General features: G+C 46.3%; 16 protein-coding genes. 5 read left to right on the top strand and 11 right to left on the bottom strand.

The features are described 5' to 3' along the window. Positions 1-21 precede the first annotated feature (21 nt). Positions 22-1,572 (top strand): DUF438 domain-containing protein, encoded by a 1,551-nt coding sequence (locus ADJ77_RS10900; RefSeq protein WP_050696405.1) that lies wholly within the window; start codon positions 22-24, stop codon positions 1,570-1,572. A gap of 198 nt (positions 1,573-1,770) precedes the next feature. Next, on the top strand, positions 1,771-2,376 hold the full coding sequence (locus ADJ77_RS10895) for a DUF4738 domain-containing protein (protein WP_025078724.1): 606 nt from the start codon (positions 1,771-1,773) through the stop codon (positions 2,374-2,376). A 24-nt stretch (positions 2,377-2,400) separates the two neighbouring features. On the opposite strand, the gene aroB is transcribed toward ADJ77_RS10895, so the two are convergent. From aroB to ADJ77_RS10845, 10 genes are all read right to left on the bottom strand, one after another. After that, a complete protein-coding gene (gene aroB / locus ADJ77_RS10890; protein ID WP_025078725.1) occupies positions 2,401-3,447 on the bottom strand; it encodes a 3-dehydroquinate synthase in 1,047 nt (348 codons plus the stop codon). A 915-nt stretch (positions 3,448-4,362) separates the two neighbouring features. Continuing rightward, positions 4,363-6,009 carry a fumarate hydratase gene (locus ADJ77_RS10885; protein WP_050696404.1) on the bottom strand — a complete coding sequence of 549 codons (1,647 nt, stop codon included), beginning with the start codon at positions 6,007-6,009 and terminating at the stop codon, positions 4,363-4,365. A gap of 92 nt (positions 6,010-6,101) precedes the next feature. Continuing rightward, on the bottom strand, positions 6,102-9,032 hold the full coding sequence (locus tag ADJ77_RS10880) for a M16 family metallopeptidase (protein ID WP_025078726.1): 2,931 nt from the start codon (positions 9,030-9,032) through the stop codon (positions 6,102-6,104). A gap of 36 nt (positions 9,033-9,068) precedes the next feature. Further along, entirely contained in the window at positions 9,069-10,922 is a 1,854-nt protein-coding gene (locus tag ADJ77_RS10875; protein ID WP_050696403.1) for a DUF4954 family protein, read from the bottom strand. Between the two features lie 64 nt (positions 10,923-10,986). Further along, a complete protein-coding gene (hflX, locus tag ADJ77_RS10870) occupies positions 10,987-12,237 on the bottom strand; it encodes a GTPase HflX (RefSeq protein WP_050696402.1) in 1,251 nt (416 codons plus the stop codon). Between the two features lie 724 nt (positions 12,238-12,961). Then, entirely contained in the window at positions 12,962-13,891 is a 930-nt protein-coding gene (locus ADJ77_RS10865; protein WP_025078727.1) for a DNA/RNA non-specific endonuclease, read from the bottom strand. A gap of 500 nt (positions 13,892-14,391) precedes the next feature. Further along, a complete protein-coding gene (locus ADJ77_RS10860; RefSeq protein ID WP_004361523.1) occupies positions 14,392-14,643 on the bottom strand; it encodes a type B 50S ribosomal protein L31 in 252 nt (83 codons plus the stop codon). A 129-nt stretch (positions 14,644-14,772) separates the two neighbouring features. Beyond that, positions 14,773-16,110 carry a choice-of-anchor J domain-containing protein gene (locus tag ADJ77_RS10855; protein ID WP_050696401.1) on the bottom strand — a complete coding sequence of 446 codons (1,338 nt, stop codon included), beginning with the start codon at positions 16,108-16,110 and terminating at the stop codon, positions 14,773-14,775. A 22-nt stretch (positions 16,111-16,132) separates the two neighbouring features. After that, positions 16,133-17,368: a DUF5689 domain-containing protein gene (locus ADJ77_RS10850; RefSeq protein ID WP_025078728.1), complete on the bottom strand. Its 1,236-nt coding sequence runs from the start codon at positions 17,366-17,368 to the stop codon at positions 16,133-16,135. Positions 17,369-17,389: 21 nt separating this feature from the next. Next, complete coding sequence (locus ADJ77_RS10845) at positions 17,390-19,969, bottom strand: TonB-dependent receptor (protein ID WP_025078729.1); 2,580 nt, start codon at positions 19,967-19,969, stop codon at positions 17,390-17,392. 305 nt (positions 19,970-20,274) lie between these two features. Here ADJ77_RS10845 and ADJ77_RS10840 point away from each other — a divergent pair, with 305 nt between their 5' ends. The 3 genes from ADJ77_RS10840 to udk all read left to right on the top strand — a co-directional run bounded on the left by ADJ77_RS10840 (position 20,275) and on the right by udk (position 22,651). Further along, complete coding sequence (locus ADJ77_RS10840) at positions 20,275-21,318, top strand: endonuclease/exonuclease/phosphatase family protein (protein ID WP_025078730.1); 1,044 nt, start codon at positions 20,275-20,277, stop codon at positions 21,316-21,318. Between the two features lie 56 nt (positions 21,319-21,374). Further along, complete coding sequence (locus tag ADJ77_RS10835) at positions 21,375-21,959, top strand: uracil-DNA glycosylase family protein (RefSeq protein ID WP_025078731.1); 585 nt, start codon at positions 21,375-21,377, stop codon at positions 21,957-21,959. Positions 21,960-22,024: 65 nt separating this feature from the next. Further along, positions 22,025-22,651 (top strand): uridine kinase, encoded by a 627-nt coding sequence (gene udk, locus ADJ77_RS10830; protein ID WP_025078732.1) that lies wholly within the window; start codon positions 22,025-22,027, stop codon positions 22,649-22,651. A 744-nt stretch (positions 22,652-23,395) separates the two neighbouring features. Here udk and ADJ77_RS10820 read toward each other — a convergent pair. Next, positions 23,396-24,181 (bottom strand): class I SAM-dependent methyltransferase, encoded by a 786-nt coding sequence (locus ADJ77_RS10820; protein WP_050696400.1) that lies wholly within the window; start codon positions 24,179-24,181, stop codon positions 23,396-23,398. Positions 24,182-24,416: the final 235 nt, after the last annotated feature.

The raw sequence follows: 24,416 nt of genomic DNA, 5'->3' as shown, positions 1-24,416 counted from the left end.
CATAAATCAGTAACAAGAACTATGGCAAATAAGATGAAAGAGTTTCTCCCGAAAATCGAGATGGAGAAGATGCAGGCACTGCAGGAAGTTGAAGAGAAGTACGAAACTGGACTGATTACACTGGAAGAGGCACGTGAAGTGATGCGGACGAAGGTGGGAACAATCCGCCCTTATCACATCGCTTACATGGAACAGAACCTCAAGACGGGCGACGAAGACGAGTGCATACGGGCTGATATGCGCAGGATGATGGAACTCGTGGAAGGCTTCATGGATAACAGTCGCCCCGAACTGCCTGCCGGTCATCCGCTCATACATTATTATAAAGAGAACGATGAGATGCGCCGTCTGTTGCTTGCTGTGGAAGATCTCATGCAGTATCCGGTCATCAAGAACCAGTGGCTGGAGCTTTATGACCAGATACGTCAGTATCCCATCCACTATCAGCGCAAGCAGAATCAACTCTATCCTCTTCTGGAAAAGAAAGGCTTTGACCGTCCGACAACAACTATGTGGATCTTTGATGACATCATACGTGATGAAATCAAAGAGTCTGTGCAGCTGCTGGAGACAGGCGATGAGGAGACCTTCATTGCTGCACAAGAACCATTCATAGCACATGCCCGTGACCTGATGGAGAAAGAGGAGACAATTCTCTATCCCACCTCACTTGCACTTATTACGCCTGAAGAGTTTGAAGATATGAAATCGGGTGACCAGGAAATCGGCTTTGCATTCTTCAATGTGGAGACACCATCAACACCAGACACCCAATACTCATCACCCAAGGAAGGCTTTGCAGAAGACCTGCAAGCATTACTCAGCAAGTATGGATACGCTGCAGGACCACAGCAAGAACTGGATGTGGCAACAGGTAAGCTGACTCTGGAGCAGGTTAACCTTATTTACAAGCATCTACCAGTAGACATTTCTTTCGTGGACGAGAACGAACTGGTGAAGTTCTATTCCGATACGGACCACCGCATCTTCCCAAGGTCAAAGAATGTCATTGGCAGACAGGTGTCCAACTGTCACCCACGAAAGAGCGTACACATTGTAGAGGAAATCGTTGAGAAGTTCCGCAGTGGCGAACAGGACAAGGCGGAATTTTGGATTAACAAGCCGGAAGTGTTCATATATATTGTGTACTTTGCTGTGCGTGATGCCGAAGGTCGCTTCCGTGGCGTACTGGAGATGATGCAGGATTGTACGCATATCCGTGAGCTGACGGGTTCGCAGACATTGTTGACGTGGGCAGGGAAGGATAGCAGTTCTGATGATTCGGACAGTTCTGTTGGTTCTGCCGAACCTGCTACCACTAATCCAACTGGAGATGATGGCAATGAAAGCCATGCTCCATCCCTCGATATTACCTCCGACACCCTTCTGAAAGACCTTTTTGCGACCTATCCGCATCTCAAGAAAGAACTTGCTTCCCGCTACCCATCCTTCAAGATGCTGAACTCGCCATTGGGCAAACTTATCCTCAAGAAAGCAACTATCCGCACAGCCTCCGAACGTTCAGGACTGGGCGAAGAACAGCTTGTCAAGCTGATAAAGGACTGCCTGTAACCTCAACAAGCGTATTCCTCTCCCAACTAACAGCTATAGCTCAAAAGTCACGGAGAGGAAACGCCTGGCAGATAACACTCCTGCAAACACATCACCGCTTACCTCTCCCCATCAAGCTACTACTGCCCACTCTTTTCAATCCCCATACTTGCAAGGTTCAAAGAAAATGCGTACTTTTGTGAACAAGATTCACAGATTATGACAAAACAAATACTCCACTTCCTACTCATGGGCTTGATGCTTTTAGGTATCAGTGCTTGCAAACAGGAAAAGAAATCGAAGGATATTATTACTAAGATTGTACCAAAGCCAAAGCTGCCGAGTGGTCCACAGCAGATGTCTGACTTCCAGTATGAGAAAAAGATAGAATGGCTTGGTAATGCATATACAATCCGCATCCGCCGTTTTGCGGACAAGTCGCTCGCCATGGTGCATGACGAGGATGGACGCAAGTATTACGATAATAAAATACAGCTTAACATCCTCCGGCAGGATGGCTCAACTTTCTATGACCGTACCTTCACAAAAGATGACTTCAGAGAGTTTACCAACAATCAGTACGGTAAGAATGGTGCACTCGTAGGCTTCATGTTCGACCGTGCAGAGGGCAATATTCTCTACTTCGGTGCCAGCGTCGGCTCTCCCGACCCTAACAGTGATGAATATATGCCAATGGACGTAACTATAGACAATATGAGCCATATCCGCATCACCAAAGCTACCCAGCTTGACACACCTACCGACCATCCCAACTCTGAAGAACCGAAATCGGAACTGGAAATGGCAGAGGAAGATGGGGTATAACCGCCCATTCTCCCTTTTCACTGCCTATCCCTCACGCAGAAAGTCAAGTGCTTCCTTGACCTCCTCTTCGCTGACAGACTGGTCAATGCGGACATCACCGACAGCACCCAGAAGTGTTACATTGATTTCATCACCACGGTTTTTCTTGTCATGGTGCATGAAATCAATGAGGTCTGGATAATCATTGCAGGTAATTCGCAGCGAACCGTAATACTCCCGGATGAAACTGACCGTCTGCCGCATCCGCTCGATTGGGAAACCAGTATTCACGACAGACAGATAAAGTTCAGCTATCAGCCCGAAAGCAACAGCATAACCATGAAGGACAGGATTACGTTTCATTGACCATGACTCAAAGGCATGACCAAAGGTATGGCCAAGATTCAGTGCTTTTCGCAGACCTTTCTCATGTGGGTCTTCCTCAACAATACGCTCCTTCACACGGACACTCTTGCCAAGCATTACGGCAAGCTGTTGTAGGTCAGGCTGCGCAAGATTGAAGCCGACCAGCTCTGCCCACATCTCCTCATCGGCTATCAGACCGTGTTTCAACATCTCAGCATAACCGCTGCGGATGTTTTCTGCATCCAGTGTTCTGAGCCATTCGGTATTAAGAAGAACAAAGCCGGCATCACTGAAAACACCGATTTCATTCTTCAATCCACCGAAGTTGATACCTGTCTTGCCTCCTACACTGGCATCCACCATTGCAAGGAGTGTCGTCGGAATATTGATGAAGTTGATACCACGTTTGAAGGTTGAAGCAGCAAAGCCACCAAGGTCGGTCACCATACCGCCTCCAAGATTGATCAGCAGGGAGTGACGTGTTGCACCGCCCAGCTGCAATGCCTGCCATACATAGGCAAGCGTGTCGAGCGTTTTATTGCCGTCAGTCGTACCGATACTAATCACCTGCGCCTGTTTCAGACAGAACTCGTCCTTGATAAGTTCCCAGCACTTCTCACGTGTCGTCTCATCGACGAGTACGAAAGTCTTGTCATTCTCACATTCTGAGATGGCTGTAGCCAATTCACTCTTGAATTGCTTTGATATAATAATATTCTGTCCCATAAGCATTCTCCCTTTAATAATTCATTGCAAAATTACGGCTTTTCCTGTTACTGAATAATAGAATTGAGCCATTATTTCACACACTTTAATACTAAAAGCCCTGATATTGCGCACATTCTTTTACCTGTGTGCAATAAAATTCAAGACAGAATATGAACAAGTAGAAATACTTTCGCCATCAATACGAAAAATATTGGCATCCGATAGAAACAGATTAAAACCTTTATCTATCAACAAAACAGATATATTAAGGCAGAATGAATCTTTTATACTGCAAATAACAACCATTACAAAAACGCTTATAATGGACAATATAGAACCAAATATCCTGAAAAAACGCCTCATCAATACTTCAGCCGCATCATTTCTTACAATGAATTAAAGATATAACTTTATGAGTTTCAAAGTTCTTTTACTTTTCATCACCCTTCTTTATTACTATCCTTCACCACCCATCACCCACCACCCACCACCTCCCCGATTTGTAATATTTTTTCCATTCTCTGAAAACGATTGATGCTTAATTGGCTTCTAAAAGATGCCCTTTTGGCTTTCAAAAGGGCGTTAATTGAAGTCTTACTAACGCCCTTTTGAAGTCCAATTAAGCACCTTTTACATTTGTGTTTTGCAAGTGTTTGATTAGCTGTTAGTTACAAATGAGATGAAAATGGATGTTTTTTCGGTTTTTTAGAGGGAAGCATTGCGGTTTTTTGTCATGTTTTTTCGCATCAGTTGCGGCTCTGTTCTTGGTGAAGTATCAAATGAAAAAGCGGTATAAAGACGTCACGGAAGTTCGTCTTATACCGCTTTGTAAGATGAGGCTATACCAGTGTGTCGTTAGGAAAAGGCCTGTGCTTTCCTGCGATTTACGATAGATAACAACGCTGGTACAGCTGCTTTATGTGTTGGAGGGTTTTATTTCTCACAGCTGCAGCCCGTCCAAGGCTTCAGTTCCTTGAAGAAGTCGTGCCCCTTGTCGTCAACGAGGATGAAGGCAGGGAAGTCCTCAACGGTAATCTTCCATACGGCTTCCATACCAAGTTCTGGATACTCTACGCACTCAATGCTCTTGATACTGCTCTGTGAGAGAACGGCAGCAACACCACCGATAGTACCGAGGTAGAAGCCGCCATGCTTCTGGCAGGCGTCTGTCACAGCCTGTGTGCGGTTACCCTTAGCAATCATCACGAGTGATGCACCGTGTGCCTGGAACTCATCAACGTATGGGTCCATACGGTTGGCAGTGGTAGGACCCATTGAACCACATGGGTAGCCCTCTGGAGTCTTAGCTGGTCCGGCATAGAGGACAGGGTAGTTCTTGAAGTACTCTGGCAGCTCCTCGCCTGCATCCAGGCGTGCCTTGAGCTTAGCGTGAGCGATGTCACGGGCAACGATGATGGTACCCTTGAGGTTGACACGGGTTGAAACCGGGTACTTTGTCAGCTCAGCACGAACAGCATCCATACCCTTGTCGAGGTCAATCTCAATGCCCTTCGCACCTTCTCCCGGCTTGCGGTACTCTTCTGGAATCAACTCGCTCGGGTTGGTGTCCATCTTCTCCAACCAAATACCGTCCTTGTTGATCTTTGCCTTGATGTTACGGTCGGCAGAACAGCTGACGCCCATACCGATAGGGCAGCTTGCACCGTGGCGTGGCAGACGGATGATGCGGATGTCATGAGCAAGATACTTACCACCGAACTGTGCTCCGAGACCGATTTTGTGAGCTTCCTTGAGAAGTTTCTCCTCGAGGTCGATGTCGCGGAAAGCACGTCCTGTCTCGTCGCCGGTAGTAGGAAGATTATCGTAATACTTGATACTTCCGAGCTTAACGGTGAGGAGGTTCTTCTCTGCTGAAGTACCACCGATTACGAAGCAGATGTGGTAAGGAGGACAAGCCGCCGTACCGAGACTCTTCATCTTCTCAACGAGGAAAGGAATGAGAGTGCCCTCGTTCTGGATAGTTGCCTTGGTCATCGGGTAGAAGTAGGTCTTGTTAGCAGAGCCACCACCCTTAGCTACCATTACGAAACGATATTCTGCGCCCTCAACAGCCTCGATGTCAATCTGTGCGGGGAGGTTACACTTTGTATTCACCTCATCGTACATATTGAGCGGAGCATTCTGTGAGTAGCGGAGATTCTCCTCTGTAAAGGTGTTGAACACGCCACGGGAGAGTGCCTCCTCATCCTCGAAACCAGTCCAAACCTGCTGACCCTTCTCGCCGTGAATGATGGCAGTACCCGTGTCCTGGCAGAAAGGCAGCACGCCCTTTGCTGCTGTTTCAGCATTGCGGAGGAACTGGAGAGCAACGTACTTGTCGTTCTCTGACGCATCCGGGTCGGTCAGAATCTTTGCAACCTGCTCATTATGCGCACGGCGGAGTGTGAACTCACAGTCGTGGAACGCCTCCTGTGCCAGCAAGGTAAGTGCTTCCTTGCTAACCTTCAGGATTTCTTTACCTTCAAACTCACCGACGCTGATACCTTCCTTTGATACCAGGCGGTACTCGGTGTCATCCTTGCCCAATTGGAACATTGGGGCATATTTGAATTCAGCCATAATGTTTTGTTTACCTGTCTGCCCTTTTTAGGTAGGGCAGGCAGGGTTTTTCTATTTATTAGTAATATGTTTTTGTATCTATCTATTGTCTTTTAATAGCCGAAGATTTCCTCTGTTGTCACTCTCTTGATAGGTGCAATCTTCTCCAACGCCTTGAGATCAAGCTCTTTCTCATCACCGAGGATGATATACTTGAATGGCTTGTTGGCAATATTCTCCTTCTCGAAGTTGATAACATCCTGAAGCTGCAGACTTGGAAGGGCATTGTAAATCTTCTCACTCAATGAATAGTCAAGACCTAAACGCTGTGCTGCAAGATAAGATGTGAGGATGGAGTACTTTGTCGTACGTGCAGAAGCAAGGCTCTTCATTAGACTTTGCTTTGCAAGATCGAAGCCACTCTGACGTACTGGTACGCTGTTGAGCAACTTGTTGAACTCTGTTACGCAGTCCATCATCTTGTCATTCTGTGTGATGATGTAGGTGTAGAAGCTCTCATTACCTCCTAAACGGTAAGGCGAAGCATAGACAGCTGAAGCTGAATAAGCCAAACCACGTGCCTCACGCAACTCCTGGAAGACGATTGCGTTCATACCACCTCCGAAGTACTCGTTGAAGAGTGCGATGATTGGTGCATGGTCAGCTGACCACAACTTGTTCTCGTTATGGAGCTGAACCATATAGATGTTCTTTGCATCGTATGGGGCAATGATAACCTCGTTCTGTGGTGTTGCCTCCTCTTTATAGCGCTTGATAGCAGGGACTTCAGCGAACTTCTTTGGCGAAAGGATTGTCTTGCTGACAAGCTGGTCAACCGCTTTCAGACTTGAAGGACCATAGTAGAGCACTGTCTGCTTGTAGTTCTTCAAATTCTTAAGCAGGTTAAGGAGCTCCTGTGGGTTCATTGACTTCAACTCCTGTTCGCTTGGAATATTGCGAGTAGGGTTGTACTTTCCGTAAGTAACATAGTTTCTGAGGGCTGCGAAGTTGGCCTTCTGGTTAGCCTTCTTGTCACTACGTGACTTCAGGATCTGCTCTACATAGAGTTCGTAAGCCTCCTTGTCAACCTTTGCATTGTTGAGCAAGTTGTTCAAGAGTGCAAGTGCCTGAGGCAGGTTAGAGTTGAGACCACTTAATGTGATGTACGAAACCTCGTTTCTTTCAGAGATGCTATAGTCGCAAGCTAACTTGTAGAACTGCTGCTTAATCTGCTCGTTGCTGAGCTTGTTTGTACCTAAATAGTCAAGATAACCTGCCGCATAGCTGAGCATTGGGTTGTGTTCGTCACCGTAAGGAACTACGAAACAAAGTGTAAAGAGGTCGTTTGATGTGTCCTGCTTATAGAGAACAGGCAGCCCCTTCTTTGTTGTAGCCTTGGTAAGGTCACGCTTGTAGTCAACAAACTGTGGCTGTATAGGAGTTGTCTTCGTGTTTACAATCTCCTTCAAGAAGTCACTCTGTTTGTCGTTATTGGTAGGGATAGGAGTGATAGATGGCTTCTCCACCTTCTTGATAGTGGTGTCGTTGCCCTGCTCCTTATAGACACAAGCGAAGTTGTTGCCAAGGAATTTGTTAGCAAATCTTACAAGTTCAGCCTTGGTTAGCTTTGAAATACGATTGAGTTTATCAACCTCCTGCTTCCAGTCTTTATGGTTGATGAAAGCATCCACGTACTGATTTGCACGGAACTGGTTGTTATCCAGCTGTGTATAGTAGTAACGCTTGTAGTTGTTGATGATAGATGGAAGAAGATCATCAGAGAATGCGCCCTTCTTGAGCTTCTCGATTTCTGACAAAGCGAGGGCACGTGCCTCTTGTAAAGTTTGTCCGCTCTTTGGCTGTCCATAGAGATAGAAGACAGAATAGTCATTCATGTCGGTTACTCCTGCACCGACTTCCTGTACCTTCAACTTCTGGTTAAGGTTGAGGTCGAAGAGTCCAGCCTGTCCGTTAGAAAGCAGTTGCGCAACAATCTCTAATGTATCCATCTGCAAAGAATTGCCAGCATCAGCGCGCCAACCCATGAAGAAGGTTGGAGCTTCCTTACCGATAACAGTCGTATCTACTGGTGCTGTTAGGGCTGGTTGTACTGGGAACTGTGGCACATCAATATGTGCACTTGGCTTCCAAGTACCGAAATACTTCTCAATGATGGCTACAGTCTCGTCTGGATTAAGGTCACCAGAGAGACAAATTGCCACGTTGTTTGGTACGTAGTATTTGTTAAAATAGTTCTTGATGTTGGTGATTGAAGGGTTCTTCAAGTGCTCACCAAGACCGATAGTAGTCTGTGTTCCATAAGGATGGGTAGGGAATAGCTTTGCAAAGAGTGCTGCATACATCTTGCGCCAGTCGCTGGTAAGACCTATGTTATACTCCTCATATACCGCCTCCAACTCTGTGTGGAAGCCACGGATAACCATATTCTGGAAGCGATCACCCTGAACCTTTGCCCAAGTGTCCAACTCATTAGATGGAATATTCTCTACATAGCAAGTTACGTCATTAGAAGTGTAGGCGTTTGTACCCTCACTACCGATGGCAGTCATCATCTTGTCGTACTCGTTCGGGATGTTGTAGCGGGCTGCGAGCTGTGAGATTGAGTCAATCTGATGGTACCACTGCTTGCGTGCAGCAGGGTCAGTGATGTGCCGATACTGCTCGAAACGAGCCTCGATAGAGTCAAGGTAAGGACGTTCAGCCTCCACGTTTGACGAACCAAAGTGGGTTGTACCCTTGAACATAAGGTGCTCCAGATAGTGTGCCAGTCCCGTTGTTTCCTTCGGGTCATTGCGTGAACCAGTGCGTACGGCGATGTAAGTCTGCACACGTGGCTTCTCTTTATTGACAGACAGATAGATTTTCAGACCGTTTTTCAGTGTGTAGATACGTGTCTGCATCGGGTCATTCGGTACACTTTCATAGCTGTAATGCTGTGCATGAACCGTCAGAGTGGCCAACAGGAAGAATATTCCTAAGCTGAGTCCCTTCATGAGGGTGCGGTTAAGGGAATGTTTTCTCATACAGTCAGTTGTTTAATATTATATAAGGTGTAATTATTAATTCTCAAAGTCAATCTCATGGTCGAGGCTGTTGACGAACGACTCGAACACCTCTCTGGCTACATCGCCCATCTCAAACTCCTTCTCGGCATCCTTTTTAATCTCAGCAATCCATGCCCGACGTGCTTCGATATAATCCTTCTTGATACGTGCGTCATCCTCGGGAGTAATCTCCTCGATGTCATAGTATTCCAAGATCAGGCGGTAAGTCCATGCCCACTGATAGACACGGTAATTGTCATTGATTTCCCGGAAGCGTTCAATAACCTCCTGGATAGTCTCCAGACTGCCGTTCTTGATGTCGTCAATCAGGCGCTGTTCTTCCGATACAGGGAGCAGAAGCCCCGACAGGTCATCCCATCTTCCAGTACCCACTTCAGTCTCCGGCTTGCCAAAGAAGCCCCACTTGTGTGCCCGCTTCAGCACGGCACCCATGTAGATGCGTAATGCAATGTCATAGTATTTGATGCCTTTGCGCAGGCTGCTGGCATTGATGACATACTCATGGTAGTTATAAGATGAAACGTTGTCACCGCTTGCCTGACGCAGATTTTCAAGTATCTTCTTGCCTTGTAGAACATCACCGACAGAGAAAGGAGAGAGCCAGTCGAAGTTGACAATACTCTTCTGTGTCTGCTGTGGACGCATGTCACGCTTCGGCCACTTGCGAATGTCACGGTAAAGTCCGACGGTAGTTATATTGCGACCCGGCACGAGGAACATCTTGTCAGCCTCGGCAATAAGGTAGGAGAAGGGTAGGGCAGTGGTGTTGGGGTGGTGCATCAGCTTACCGAAACAGACGGAGAAAGTTCCGATTGTCGCAGGCATCAGCAGATAACTGCCGCTTGCCGTCTTCGTTCCACGCTCCAGAATGCCCCAGTGCATCGGTCCCATCTTATACGCATGATTGGAGAAGTTGGTGCCAGAACCCGCATTATAGAACGAGAACATACCACCGATGAGCAGCGAACTCTTGTGGTGAGAAGCACAGAACGGTCCGCAGAAGGCTGCACATGCCTCGCCGTTTGCCATGAATGAATTGGCGAAGAATACGCTCTGTGATGCCGTGAAGCCATTAACAATCTGACATGCCTCGCCAATGAAGCAGTCCTGCATCTTCACACTGTTCACAATGCTTGAGCCGTCTGATATGATGGAGTTCTCGCAGATGACCCCCGTGCCGATATAGACGCTGGCATATTCAGAGCTGAGAATGGTACAGTCACTCAGACGACTTGCGCCGGAAATCTCACAGTCGTCCTGTATTACAGTATTCGTAATCTCTTTCGTGTTGACAATCTTCACGCTGTTACCGATCGTGCCACGTTCAGGATTTGTGCGTGCAATCTCTTCCGAAACCAGTCTTCGGATGGCATTCTTGAGGTCTTTATCGTTGAAATGCTTCACCATGAAGGCTGCGAACTGGCTGTTGAGGTCATGGAAGAAGATTACATTTCCGTCGCCCACCTCGTTCAGCACCGAGATAAGGTTGCCTTCTCCGTATGTAGCCCCCTCCGTTGTCTCCATGACCGAGATGTTGGAGATAAGACAGTCGTTGCCAATCGTATAATTGTTGATATAGTTCCCAATCTTCTCAATCAGACAGTCGTTCCCGACAGTCACATTGCGAAGGGTCGCATCATTGATGCCGGAATGTTTGAAGAACCCTTTTGTTATCTCAACATCTTTCTGGAAACTTCCCAGCCGGATGTCACCATAGAACATGACACGGTGGAAGAACTTCGCCTGGAATCCTTCCTCAACAACCTTCACCTGGCTCCAGTCTTCTGCCCAGCAGTTGTTATTCTCCAGTGTCTCAATCTCTTCACGGGTAAGGGAACGGTATTGCATAAGCGTTTTCTTTTAGTTGTTATTAGCCTTGTTGGGTTAATTGGGCTAATTAGCCCAATAACTTTTATTCTTCCTCAATGTTGTAAAGGAAATCATTGTAAGGGTACTTCTGAACGTGCAGTTCACGCACTTTCTTGTAAAGCACTTCCCTGAATTCGTCGATATTTTCCTTCTGCTTGGCTGATATGAAGAGGCAGTTGTCGTGCTCCTTAGCCATCCATGTCTTCTTCAACTCGTCCAGTGTGACGTTCTCCTTCGTGGCTGGTGTGAGGTCATCCTCCTCTTTCTCCACCCAATGATAGTTGTCAATCTTATTGAAGATAATCATTGACGGCTTGTCAGCACAGCCGAGTTCAGACAATGTCTGGTTGACCACCTGTATCTGTTCCTCAAAGTCAGGATGGGAGATGTCTACGACGTGCAGCAGGAGGTCGGCTTCACGCACCTCGTCAAGGGTAGACTTGAAGGAGTCCACCAGATCGGTCGGTAACTTACGGATAAATCCTACGGTATCAGCTAACAGGAAAGGAAGGTTCTCTACAACTACCTTACGCACGGTTGTGTCAAGTGTTGCAAAGAGTTTGTTCTCTGCAAATACTTCGCTTTTCGCCAGTAGGTTCATCGTTGTTGACTTGCCCACATTCGTATAACCTACCAGTGCAACACGTATCATACGCCCACGGTTCTTGCGCTGTGTCACCTTCTGCTTGTCAATCTCTACCAGCCGCTGCTTCAGAAGTGACATGCGCTGAAGGATGATACGGCGGTCCATTTCCAGCTGGGTCTCACCCGGTCCACGCAGACCTACCGAACCTTTGCCGCCACCAGAGCCCGAGCCGCCGCCCTGACGCTCCAAGTGCGTCCACAGGCGTTGCAGACGTGGAAGCATATATCGGTACTGTGCCAGTTCCACTTGTGTCTTGGCATTGGCAGTCTGGGCACGCATGGCGAAGATGTCAAGGATGAGGGAAGTCCGGTCCAGTATCTTCACGCCGAGTTCCTGCTCGATATTACGCATCTGCTTGGCTGACAGTTCATCGTCGAAGATGACCATGCCAATAGGCTCTTCCTCGTCTTCCTTCAGCTTGATATAATCTTTTATCTCTTGAAGTTTTCCCTTTCCGACGTATGTGACAGCACTCGGACCGTTCACCCGTTGTGTGAATCGCTTCACGGTGACAGCACCTGCAGTGTCAGCAAGAAATTCCAACTCGTCAAGATATTCCTTTGTCTTGGCCTCGTCCTGTTCCTTGGTAATAAGACCTACAAGGACGGCTGTCTCAGCCTTGACGTCAGATATGATAAATTCTTTCATTCAGTATTCTCTGTTATAGCTTGTCTTCTTGTATGTCGGCGTGCTTTTTCCCCGTTCGGTTAAGTACACACTGCCACATGGCAAAGGTACTCATAAAATCTGAAAAATGCTAATCATAATCCTCGTTTTTATGTCCTTTAAGAATCTCTCCCGTGTTGATTCTGTTTCAAAAGGTTTTTTGTGGTGAATTATCTTTGTCAAGATGGCTGTTTGTATTTACTGGGTAGCATAAATAAGGGTGTTTGTTTGGTCCTGGACATCTGCTTGAAGGCTGGTCCTGATGAGTCTGTGCAGAAAGAATCCTTTTACTGAGAATGGTGGTATTTGCTGTTTTTCAATTTGAATTTTCCTTACATTATTTCTTATTCTTAGCGGTATGGAAAAGAAATAATGAGCCTTGATTTCCGTGTTTCTAATATGCAGGTAGTCAATTAGTTATAAAACAGTGCAAGAAAAGGTGCTTAATTGGGTTTCAATTGGGCGTTACTTGGACCTCAATTAAGCATCAGTTAGACCTCTGTTAAGGCTTAATTGAGGTGCAATTAAGCATGAGTAAATTTTGAAGCGTGGAATTATCTTTACAAAACGGTGTCGGTTCTGATGGCTGGAACGGGATAACTGACAGTCGTTGCGTTGTCAACACTATGAAAAAAGAGCGCGTTAAACATTGCTGTAGCAGCTTGTTTGATGCGCTCTTTTTATATTATGGTGACAGGCAGATAGCCTATCGTATATTCCAGACAATGATCATCTGACCTGGAGTCTTGTTTTCTACATCCTGTTCTATGTTATCGGGCAGGTTGCAGAAGAAGTCAATGCCGGTTTTTTCTTCAAGTTCTTTGATGCTGACAACATAAGGTGTGAGGGATGTGCGAGAGTTACTCTCATGCTTGAACCAGAAGCCGATGGCTTTATACTGCCAGTCGCCCTGTCCTCTGACCTTGTATTTCATCAGGGCTGCAGAGAAGAAGTAAGTGGGGACGATGAAGTTGTTCCTGATATAGGTGTACTGCCCCTGCTTGTCAATCGTACCACCACGGCAGATAAACAAGGTGTCCTTTGAGCCACTCGTATAGGTGATATAGGTTCTCATCTTTCTTTCCATTACTTCCCAGATGCCTGCATTGAAGTCGTGAACCTGTGGCTGCATATTGCTGAGATAGAAGGTCTGGTCGTTCGACTCCCGGCTGTTTACCCTGTCCTGTGAGGGACAAAGGTGTCCGTGGTCATAGCCCGAACCCCGGTAAGGGTCGTAAGTGAAGAAGGCATTGGCTGGCCAGAGCGGATCCATAGGGTAGAGGTTTGCACTCTTCTGGTCCTTTCTTTTCACGGTTTGTTTTGCATTGCTGGCATATATCTGGTAGCAGGTCCAGCGGTTCGACTTCTTCTCCACGTCCCACTCCACGCTGTAGTTCACCTCACCGTCGCTCAGCTTATGGGTGAGGATGACGCTCTTGCCGCCTTTCAGTTTCGGAAATTCCAGCCGGTGTGTTACTGGACGCAGGTCTTTGAGATTGGAGTTGGTGTTGTTAAAAACATTCTCTTTTCCCCCTGTGTCATTGGAGTTGTCATCGTCCTTGCTGCATGATGTGAATGCTGTAAGGGCAAGGAACGAGAATGACAGTGCTGTTGTGATTAGTGTTATTCTTTTCATTGTTCTGTCTTTGGGTTTTAATAGTTTGTTGAGTGGTTCTGTTATGTTTTGCTGTTTTTATTTCCAAATAGTTTGTTGAGTGGTTCTGTTATGCTTTGCTGTTTTTATTTCCAAGTGCTGGTGTAGCGCATTTTGGCTGTCTTTGCTGTTCGTGAACTGTGGGTTACCTCATAGCGTTGGCTTCTGCGTCCTCGATGACTTTCAGGATGCTGTGGAGCTTCTTTGTTCTTTGTTTCGCATTCGCTGTGTGAGCGAAATACGGTGCAGGGTTTGCGGGAAACCCTCTCACTGGGCTGACTGTGCAGCGTAAAAGGGAAATGTCTCGCAGAAGTCTGAAGTCCCAAGGGTATGCAGAGGGATGCCGGCGTATGAAACTTTGTTTTCTGAGACCGTACTCTGAGTTAAATCCCGGTAGCCAAAAACGCACAAGTGCGAGCAAACGTATATGCAACTACGTTTGTCCGCACTTTGTATGTAATAATGTCGAAGGGTATTATCGATTACTTCTTCAACTTACCGTAACGGCTCATGAAGCGGTCAACGCGACCTGCTGTATCGACAAGCTTGCTCTTACCTGTGTAGAATGGGTGAGAGGTGCTTGAGATTTCGACTTTTACCACTGGGTAAGTCTCGCCTTCAAACTCTACTGTCTCTGAAGTCTTGCATGTAGACTTTGTAAGGAACATATCGCCGTTGGACATATCCTTGAATACGACGGGGCGATAGTTTTCTGGATGAATACCTTGTTTCATTTTGTTTTTATCTAATTGTTAATAATATGCTTGCCATTGCCTTTTCTTTGTTCTTAAAAGATACAGACACTTAACAGGGTGCAAAATTACGAATAATTCTGCACCCTGCCAAATATTTCAAGCTGTTTTTTACTTTACTTCTACGTTCTTGATTTCCCATGTACCTGCGGCACTTGTGCCGTCGCAAGTGTAAAGGAAACCGATGCGGACAGTAGGCTGACCGGCGTATGCAGAGAGGCCGCAGGTTGTGGTAACAAACTTCCAGTCTGCAGCAGGATAGGTTGACAGGGCAACATCATTCCATGTTGTACCATCGGTAGAAACCTGTACTTTAAAGTTGTTGGCTGCATTTGTGAAGTAGTTGGCTGCAACATTGAATGTGAGAGTTGCCGAGTTTTTGCCCACGAGACTGAAAACAGGTGACTCCAGACGGCTCTGTGCTGCATAGTCAGCAGTGCCTTTATGTGAAGAAGCCTTCATGTATTTCTTGGAGGCATCATGTTTCCAGATGTAAGTGAGCTCGGATGGAAGGTTGATGTCTTTAATCGTGAAGTTGTCCATGCCTGTCTCAAACTTTGCTGTAAGGATTGCATTGGAAGGCTGTGGGTTTGATGGACCGCTGATAGAGATGATCTTGTTGTCCTTGTCAACCTCCATGATAACCTGCCCCTGGCTGTTGGTAAACGCCTTCAGGTTACCCTTTACAACAACTGTCTGGCCAGCCTGAAGGTCGGTCTTTGCAGCGAAGCCAGCACCATTCAGACCCTTTCCGGAGAACACCTGGAGTGTCTTGTCTGTGCCGTTGTCAGAGATATAGTAAGTGATGCTCTTGTACTTGTCGTTGTAGGAAGCTACTTCAGCGATGATACCCTTTACGTATGCCTCGCCATTGGCTGTCTGCCCTGCCTGTATCTTCTGCACAGCTTCAGCTACGGTCCATGCAGTTGCCTCTGTATTCAAATCTACTACGGGTGTCTGTGAAGCCTTATTGCCATTGAGGGTATAGATGTAGTTGCCCTGTGTAAACTCCTTGGTTCCATTGAAGTTGACAAGTTTACCATATACGACAACCTTGTCTCCAGCCTTGAGGACATCGTTTGGCGTGAACTTCTTGTTGCCAAGTGCATAGCCACGATAGACAGTCAGCTGTCCTTTGGTTGTTCCGTCGTCAGAGATGAAGTAGGTTGCGTTACCATAATTGTTAGTATCAATCTCCTTGACACTTACAATCGTACCGGAAACATATACTTCCTTGTCGAGATTCTGACCTGCATCAATATGTTTAAGTGCTGCAGCAACATTGAATGGGTCAGCTTCCGTGCCAGTTCCCGAAGCAGGAGCTGATGGTGTAGTGTTATTATTGCCTTCCTCAAAAGTAATGTTGTATGGTGCTGGAACGTCCTCGCAGCTTGTGAAGGCTGTGGCTGTCATTGCCAATGCCATCATTGAATAAATAATCTTTTTCATTTTCTTTTTGTTATTTGTCTTGTTAATTAATTGAGATAATCTTACTTCCCTTTCCTACTTGTGGTGTAGATGTTGCCTCGTAGAAATCTAAGGTGCCGAGAATTACGACCTTCTTTCCTGCACTGATCTGTGAGGCATCAGTGAACTTATTACCATTCAGATAGAAACCACGGAACACCTGCAGCTGGTTGGTTGATGTGCCATCGTCAGACAAGTAGTAGCGTGCGTTACCATACTGGAGCGATACTTCGTCAACCTGTGAGATAATACCCTTGATGTAGTAAGTCGTAGCATCCTTCTTGTTCAGCTTTGCATACGCCAGTGCACGTGTGATGTCCAATGGGTTAGCCTGTGTGCCGTCACCCTTACCTGGGAGTCCTTTGAATGGATCTATCTTCTCAGCAGATTTGATGTCATCAAGTGAACGGATGAGGATTTCCCACTGGTTGTTGAATCGCTTGAAGATACCTGTGATGTCAACCTTGCCTGTCGGTATCTTGTTGTTGGCGAAATTAGCAAAGTTACTGTTGTAGACGATAACCTTCTTGCCATCCTGCTCGTTTAATGTCCAGCTTACGCTGCCGGCACCGCCATCAACGCTGGCGAAAGTGTCTGTAACCTTGGGATTGTTACTGCTCTTGAAACTTACGTTGCGGATAACACCGAGCTTACCGCCATCGGTGTTGAGGTCCCATGTGGTTTCTTTGTTACCTACCGCAAACTCGGTCGGTTCAACCTTGTTGCCCGTAGAGAGTATCTTGTAATGCAGGTCCCATGTGGCGCGGCTCATACGACCGATGGATGTTGCGCCAGAGGCATTGGTCGTAGGAACTCCAATCTGTGCTTGTTTGCCGTAGTTGCCTACGTAAAGGTCTTTCAGGGCGACTAAGATTTCAGTACCTATAGGTAATGCACCGTATAAGCCTTTCTGTGCTATACTTACGATGATTGCACCCGTTGCATCCTGCAGTGCCAATTCCTGATAGAAATTGCCAGCAACGTCAGAACTGGTAACGACAGCCTTGATTTTGATGTCATCAGTTACCTTTGCATAGCTGATGCCATCACGGTAATCAGTACCGATATAGTTTGAATAGTTACTCTTCAGCTGGGCAATGGAAATGACATTCGTTTCTGTCAGTTCGTTGTTGCCGTAAGGAGCTGGTGCATGCTCGTCAGGCTCTGCATAGCTGCCGCCCATGCAGGAAGCAAAGAGAGCACAGACAGCTGCCATCATTATAAATTTCAGTTTCTTCATAATCGTTTCTTATCTTTAGTTTTAGAATTTGTAAGCTATGTTCAACATACCGTTGATACCATTCACGTAATACTTCTTAGGATTGCGATAGAAATCGTAAGCACGGGTTGTTGCTGCTCCAGTTGTCTTGTTGACAGTGTAGTTGCTACGGCTTTGCTCATAACCGCCGCTGACAATCTTCTGGTTGTTCAGCAGGTTTGTAATCATCAAGTTGATTGACAGACTTCCATGACGGAGGTAAAGACTCTTACCGATTGAAGCATCGAGCATGAAGCCGCCCTTTCCTTCACTCTGTGCGTAAGGAGTGTAGTTGCCGTCAGCATCCATGCCACCAAGCGCGGTACCCATTGTGCGGAGTGTGTTGCCATAACGGAGGCTTGGCGCGTATGAAAGGTAGATTCGGTCATAGTAATTACCGCTCAAGTCAATGAACCATCCACCCTTGTGGTAGCTGAGGATTGCGCTGTAGGCACTCAGAGGAGTATTTGCCTCGTGCATTCCCTTGTTATAAACAATATCCTTGTGATAGGTGTTCTTCGTTGAGTTCATGTAGATGACATCAGCATTGTTGGCGTTTTCAGCCTCACTCCATGTGCCGAGTGCCTTGAAGTTAAGGAAACTTGTGAGCTTGAAATCAAGCCCCAGCTCAATGCCGTAGTAGTTCTTCTTCATGTTTGTCATGCTGACATAAGTGAATGAATTGGCATCATCAAAGTAGAAGTTCTGCCACTCGGTCACGTGTGTCATGTGGTTATAGTAACCACTGAGGTTGGCATGAAGCCAGCTGCCGGAGTACTGATAGCTGAGTTCACTTGAGAAGATACGCTCGTTGCGGAGGTTGAGGACGAAGTCATTGTTCATCTCTGGTGATGCAAAGGAATTGCTTGCGCTTGGTGCACGATGCTCATAGCCCAGACCAAGTGATAGTGCATTGCCTCCACCGAGTGTGAGTGTAGCATTTGATTTCAAGCCACCAGACAGGAACTCTGCGTGTTTGCTTCTGCCGTCAGAGTTGTCTGCAAACATACCATTACGCATGTGACCGACACGATACATGTTGTCATATCCGATTCTGCCGGCTACCATATAGTGGAGTTTCCCGATAGTTTCAGCGTAGTTTGTCCATAACTGTCCACGACGTACGTTGATGTTATAGTCATAACCGAACTTGTCACCTTCGTAGATGAGCTTGCCCAGACCCAGTGTTCCCATGGTGTTGAGGTCGTACTGTACACGTGGGTCGTTGGCTGCGTATGTTCCGATGGCGTATGTGTTTACGTTATGGAAGCTCTTTGCACCCAGCAGATCCTCCATTGTCTGGTAATGACGGGCATAGTTCTGAGCAAGTGACAAACCGATGTTGAGCACTTTGTTCTTTCCGATATGGTTCGTAAGTGTAGACGAAAGAGTTGTCGTCAGGTTGTCATTATGCTTTGCCTGTATATAATAAAGTGCATCCTGTCCGTTGGCAGCAGCCTGACGGTTGGCATAGTAAAGGCGATCCCACTGAATCTGTCGGTTCTCCTTCTTGCCCCACCATTCCACAGCAGTCTTCCAGTCAGCGAAAGCCTGTGCTGTACGATAGCGTGCATTGCCCTCGTCCCACACGTCATAATAGCTGCTTGGAAGGTTCTTCCAGTAGTCAGGCTGTGGGTTGTCACTGTTGTTGTAGTTCAGCTTTGTGCTCTTGTACATAGAGTACTTGGTAAAGAGGCTCGTTGTGAGCTTCGTCTTCTTATTGATGTCCCAGTCCCATGTGAGGATGGCAGACGGGGCAAAGTCGTTTATGACACGGCTGTTGCGCTTGTGTCCGTTCTGATAGCCCCAGTATGGGTTGTACTGATAGTCATTGGCAAGCCAGTACACCTCATCGGTACTTGCGCCCTGCGATGCACGCTCGGTAGGGTTGCCCCATGTTGACAAAGCCAGTGAATGACCATTGTTCCACTTCTTCTGGACACCGAAGTAGTAAGATAATGAATTATAGAATGTACCCTCAACATAGCCGCGGTTAGCCCAGCGATAAGCTACGCTGGCAGCAATAGCCCAGCCCTTGGCATTGAAGCCGCTGGCATAGTTGTACATGCCACGGACGGTATAGTTGCGGTTGGCTGCAGAAAGGGTGAGGCGATGTCCGCCCGCCATTGAGCCGGCACGGAAGTCATAGTTGTTGCTTCCTGCCAGTGCCGTCATTGAGAAGTTGTTGTTCTCAAAAGGAAGAGCAAAGTCGACATTGCGTGTCTGCTGGTTGATACCACCCACCATAGAGTAGCGGAACTGTCCGCTTTCCATGTCGTTCATGGGCGCACCATTGATGTAGATGTCGTTATACTTCTGGTTCAATCCACGGTAACGGAAGCGCATGGGGGAATACAGGAATCCGATTTGCGAGGCATAGACGTTACTGTTTGAGTTAAGAATCGTGACATTGTCATTCATGTCATTGTCCTCACCTAACTGCGCTTCAGTAAAGGTGAACGCCGATTCATCCATAGCGTTGGCCGTCTGCTCCTGCTGGCTCGTCGTGGTATTGGTGTTCTGTGCGACCACCATAGACGAGCTACATAGTGCTAAAACGGCGAGTTTCAGCTTTTTCTGCATAGTTGATTACATTAATAGATGTTATACTTTGATTGCAAAGTAACAAAATAAATTTTAAAATAGAAAGGCTTTTTGATGTTTTTTTCGAGAATTATGCCTAAATGTCGGATTTATTACCGATATTTGCAAACTCAATGTGACTGTATTTAGCGGTTATGGTGCAAGAAGTGAGTGTTCGCAAGTAAGTTTCAATAGCGGAAACACAAGGAAGCGTTCTTACGGATTGTCACTGATTTCCAGTCTGATACAGACTCATGTTTGGAAACTCTGATAATAACATAACAATAACAACATTTAGAATAATAATGAGAAAATTACTATTTGTTCTTTTCTGTGCCGTGCTTTTCGGTACGCCTGCTTCTGCTCAGAAGAAGTTTTCAGTTTATGCCATCGGCTTCTACAACCAGGAGAATCTTTTTGACTATACGCATGACAAAGGGAAGAACGATCATGCTTTCACACCGAATGGAAGTTATCAATGGAATGAGATGAAGTACACTCATAAGTTGCATAATATGGCAACTGTGTTGGCTGAAATGGGTACTGACGTCCTTCCAAACGTCGGTTGTGCGGTGATTGGTTTGTCTGAGGTAGAGAACGACCATGTAATGCGTGACCTTACTGCCCAGCCCGAGCTGGCTGCACGCAACTATAAGTACGTGCACATCGAAGGTCCTGACCGTCGTGGTATTGACTGTGCTTTGATATATAATCCAAAGCTCTTTACCGTAAGAGATACTAAATTGGTACCTTACGTCTATGACCTGCCACAGGACAGTGCCCGTGCAACCCGTGGATTCCTCACGGTCAGCGGTACGTTGGCTGGTGAGCACGTCACTGTTGTTGTCTGCCATTTGCCAAGTCGTGGTGCAGGTTCTCACTATCGTGAGATAGGTGGCACGCAAGTCAAGGCACTGAAGGACTCCCTGCTGCGTGAGGACCCGAAGGTGAAGGTGCTTGTGATGGGTGACATGAACGATGACCCTACTAATAAGAGTATGTATGAATGCCTGTCGGCAAAGGGCGAGATGAGCCAGGTCGGTGCAGGTGACATGTATAACCCTTGGTATAATATGCTTGTAAAGGAAGGTACAGGAACTTTGCAGTATCAGGGCAAGTGGAATCTGTTTGACCAGATTATCATGACTCCTAACCTGTTGAACAAGGATGGCAGAAAAGACTTCTCTGAACTGAAGTACTGGAAGAGTCAGATTTTCCGTCGTGACTATCTTTTCCAGGAAACAGGAAAGTACAAGGGCAATACCAAGCGTACCACTGCCGGTGGTGTATGGCTTGATGGGTATTCTGACCACTTGCCGGTCGTGAGTTACTTTGCTAAGGAGCAGTAAGGATTATTATAGCCTAATTAGCCCAATAAGCCCAATATCCCTAATTTCTCAAGATAATGGAAATTGAAACCCATCCCTTCGAGCCGTGGTTGCCGTCCAATGCCAAGCTGTTGCTGTTAGGAACTTTTCCGCCAGCACCGAAGCGGTGGTGTATGGAGTGGTATTATCCTAATTACACGAATGATATGTGGCGCATATTCGGTCATATCTTCTTCGGGGATAAGTTCTACTTTGTGGATGAGGAAAAGAAAACCTATAAGCTCGATTTACTTAAGCCGTTCTTGAAGGAGAAGGGGATTGCTCTTTTTGATACAGCCTTACGTATTCATCGCACAACGGGTACGGCTTCGGATAAAGATTTGGAAATCATTGAACCAGCCGATCTTGACGGTATGCTTCGGTCGTTGCCAGCGTGTAAGGCTGTACTGGCAGCAGGTCAGTTGGCTACAAAAGTGTTCACGGAGCATTATGGTATTGATGCACGCAAGATGAAGATGGGTGAATATAAGGAATTCAGCTTCGAGCAACGCACCTTGCGCCTTTATCGTCAGCCCAGCAGCAGCCGTGCTTATCCGATGAAGGTAGAGAAGAAGGCGGAGTATTACGAAAGGATGTTCAGGGATTTAGGGATATTAGGCTAATGAGCCTTATTAGTCCAATTAGTCTTATAAGAGCCCAATAATAAGAATAATAAAAAACAACCAAGATGAAGGATAAAATAACAATCATTGGAATAGCCGGTGGGACAGGTTCGGGAAAGACCACCGTAGTGAAGAAAATCGTTGAGAGTCTTCCTCCTCATTATGTGGCTGTAGTGCCTTTGGATTCCTATTACAATGACACGACGGGGCTGACCGATGAAGAGCGCAAGGCAATCAACTTCGACCATCCGGATGCCTTCGATTGGAAACTGCTGATCAAGCAGGTGAATGAGCTGCGTGAGGGAAAGGCAATTGAACAGCCTACCTATAGTTATATCCTCAGCAACCGCTTGCCAGAGACAATTCACGTAGAGCCAAAGCCGGTAATCATTGTTGAGGGTATTATGGCATTGAGCAACAGGCGCTTGCGTGATATGATGGACCTCAAGATCTTCGTTGACTGCGACCCTGATGAGCGTCTTATCCGTAATATCCAGCGAGATACGATAGACCGTGGTCGCACTGTTTCGATGGTTGTTGACCGCTATTTGGAAGTGTTGAAGCCAATGCATGAACAGTTCATCGAGCCGACCAAGCGTTATGCCAACGTGATTATTCCACAGGGAGGCGAGAATGTAAAGGGAATCAATATCCTTTGTAAGTATATCGAAGGGCTGATGCCAAAGAATTAAGAATATAAAAGGACAGGCGATCGCCTGTCCTTTTTTTGTTGAGCTGATCAGTCATATCAGCCTAATCAGTCTGATTGGGCTAATAAGACTAACAAAAAGATTGTCAAGTATCTTTACAATTTGGAGCTTTCTTTCCCCTCCCTAAACCTAACAGACGCTTACTTGCACTTCAATTAACGCCCAATTGAGTTTCAATAGATGCCCTTTTGAGTTGTTACTAACGCCCTTTTGGAGTCTAATTAAGCACCTTTTCTTGTAGGGGTTTATAACTATCTGGAATACTGTAGGTTACAAATCCGCTTGGCATGCGTTGTTTTTGCTTTTTTTACTTGTTGAAAACATAATTGGAGATATTGAAAATAATTTACAAATATCACTTGGTTCTTGTTCCGGTCACACTTGCGAAAGAAGATAATATTCCAGTTCAGGATAAGCCTTGGAATAATCTAAGTTGTTTGTCTTGTTCAATCACATATCTTTCTAAAGTCGTTCTCTTCATCAGAATACTTGCAAAAAACGTCAGTAGTACAAAATATTTGTGTAACTTTGGATAGAATAGCGACAATCCTTTATACAAGGGCACCTTGTGCGATTGGCTGATTTTGGGGTAACGATTTGGCAACCGTTCCATTTGCTGTGTACTGCTTTGTTTTGCTTGCAAAGAACTCTTTATCTCCGACAAAGATAATGATTATTCCCGAACAATTCTACTCTTTGCTTTATTTTTTCAAGGCAAGGAAAAAATTATTCCCCTGCCGATTTCAAGAAGTAGAAACACGATGTTGTGAAGAAATTGCGGATATATGGAATTGCCCCTATCACGGCGTACAGCCTTCGGGGACGCAGGTGGAATTTCACCTCGTAATGCGGATTGATGAAATAGAAAGTCCTGTCAATGGCTTCAAAACCTTCCTTTCTCATCGTCCTCTCAAACAACTCTATCGGGCATTTGGTCTTCTTGATGTTCAACAGTTCTCTGACGCATCCCTCGTCTTCCTTCCGAGCCCTCAATATCCGCTCATACAATCTCGTCGGAAGCAGGTGAAAGAAAGGCAGGTGCGAGAGGAAGCGGCTTCGGCATATCTGCTGATGCCCACCGAAAGGCATCTGCCAAGCAGGAAAGGACATGAAAATTACCCCCCCGATTTTTAACAACTGTTTACACTTGTGCATAAATTCCTCCTTGTCGTCGATATGCTCTATCACATCATGGCAGACAATCAGGTCGAACTGATGCCTGAGTTCCTTCAACAGGAACACGTCGGAGGCGATGAAACGCCCTTTTGCTCCGTTCTCTTGGAAAAACTTCCTTGCGTCCCTTATCCGTCCCTCTGCCATATCCACGCCCACTACATCGCAGCCCATGCGTGAGAAAGGCAGGAGGTTTCCACCGTCCCCGCAGCCTATCTCCAACACATTCGTGCCTTTCCCTACCTGCCTGTACCGCTTGATGTAAGGAATGAAATACTTCTCGCTTGTGGTTGCGAGTTCGTTGAAATACTGCCTTCGGTTAAGTTGTCTTGACTGCATCTTATTTTAGGGGTGTTATGGTTTCAACGACAAAGGTAGCAATAATCATGGAATAAGACCGCATGTTTCATTCGTTTACCATGAAAAATACCTATAAATGATTATATGGCAATGCAATATGGACGAGTGCAACCCAAAGTTTCCGCTCTTTCGTTTGCGGAATGGCGGGAAAATTCGTATATTTGCGAGGTACGACTAAAAAAGATGTAAATATGGCACACCGTAAAACTTGTTT

Origin of the sequence: Prevotella fusca JCM 17724 (genome assembly GCF_001262015.1) — a bacterium.
Taxonomy (GTDB): domain Bacteria; phylum Bacteroidota; class Bacteroidia; order Bacteroidales; family Bacteroidaceae; genus Prevotella; species Prevotella fusca.
Note: the sequence above shows the minus strand (reverse complement) of the source record. Positions and strands in the feature narration are given on the sequence as shown.

Excerpts from the sequence above, each read along its gene's own strand:
- ADJ77_RS10900 (WP_050696405.1), top strand. The coding sequence starts at position 22 with ATGGCAAATAAGATGAAAGAGTTTCTCCCGAAAATCGAGATGGAGAAG.
- ADJ77_RS10895 (WP_025078724.1), top strand. The coding sequence starts at position 1,771 with ATGACAAAACAAATACTCCACTTCCTACTCATGGGCTTGATGCTTTTA.
- aroB (WP_025078725.1), bottom strand. The coding sequence starts at position 3,447 with ATGGGACAGAATATTATTATATCAAAGCAATTCAAGAGTGAATTGGCT.
- ADJ77_RS10885 (WP_050696404.1), bottom strand. The coding sequence starts at position 6,009 with ATGGCTGAATTCAAATATGCCCCAATGTTCCAATTGGGCAAGGATGAC.
- ADJ77_RS10880 (WP_025078726.1), bottom strand. The coding sequence starts at position 9,032 with ATGAGAAAACATTCCCTTAACCGCACCCTCATGAAGGGACTCAGCTTA.
- ADJ77_RS10875 (WP_050696403.1), bottom strand. The coding sequence starts at position 10,922 with ATGCAATACCGTTCCCTTACCCGTGAAGAGATTGAGACACTGGAGAAT.
- hflX (WP_050696402.1), bottom strand. The coding sequence starts at position 12,237 with ATGAAAGAATTTATCATATCTGACGTCAAGGCTGAGACAGCCGTCCTT.
- ADJ77_RS10865 (WP_025078727.1), bottom strand. The coding sequence starts at position 13,891 with ATGAAAAGAATAACACTAATCACAACAGCACTGTCATTCTCGTTCCTT.
- ADJ77_RS10860 (WP_004361523.1), bottom strand. The coding sequence starts at position 14,643 with ATGAAACAAGGTATTCATCCAGAAAACTATCGCCCCGTCGTATTCAAG.
- ADJ77_RS10855 (WP_050696401.1), bottom strand. The coding sequence starts at position 16,110 with ATGAAAAAGATTATTTATTCAATGATGGCATTGGCAATGACAGCCACA.
- ADJ77_RS10850 (WP_025078728.1), bottom strand. The coding sequence starts at position 17,368 with ATGAAGAAACTGAAATTTATAATGATGGCAGCTGTCTGTGCTCTCTTT.
- ADJ77_RS10845 (WP_025078729.1), bottom strand. The coding sequence starts at position 19,969 with ATGCAGAAAAAGCTGAAACTCGCCGTTTTAGCACTATGTAGCTCGTCT.
- ADJ77_RS10840 (WP_025078730.1), top strand. The coding sequence starts at position 20,275 with ATGAGAAAATTACTATTTGTTCTTTTCTGTGCCGTGCTTTTCGGTACG.
- ADJ77_RS10835 (WP_025078731.1), top strand. The coding sequence starts at position 21,375 with ATGGAAATTGAAACCCATCCCTTCGAGCCGTGGTTGCCGTCCAATGCC.
- udk (WP_025078732.1), top strand. The coding sequence starts at position 22,025 with ATGAAGGATAAAATAACAATCATTGGAATAGCCGGTGGGACAGGTTCG.
- ADJ77_RS10820 (WP_050696400.1), bottom strand. The coding sequence starts at position 24,181 with ATGCAGTCAAGACAACTTAACCGAAGGCAGTATTTCAACGAACTCGCA.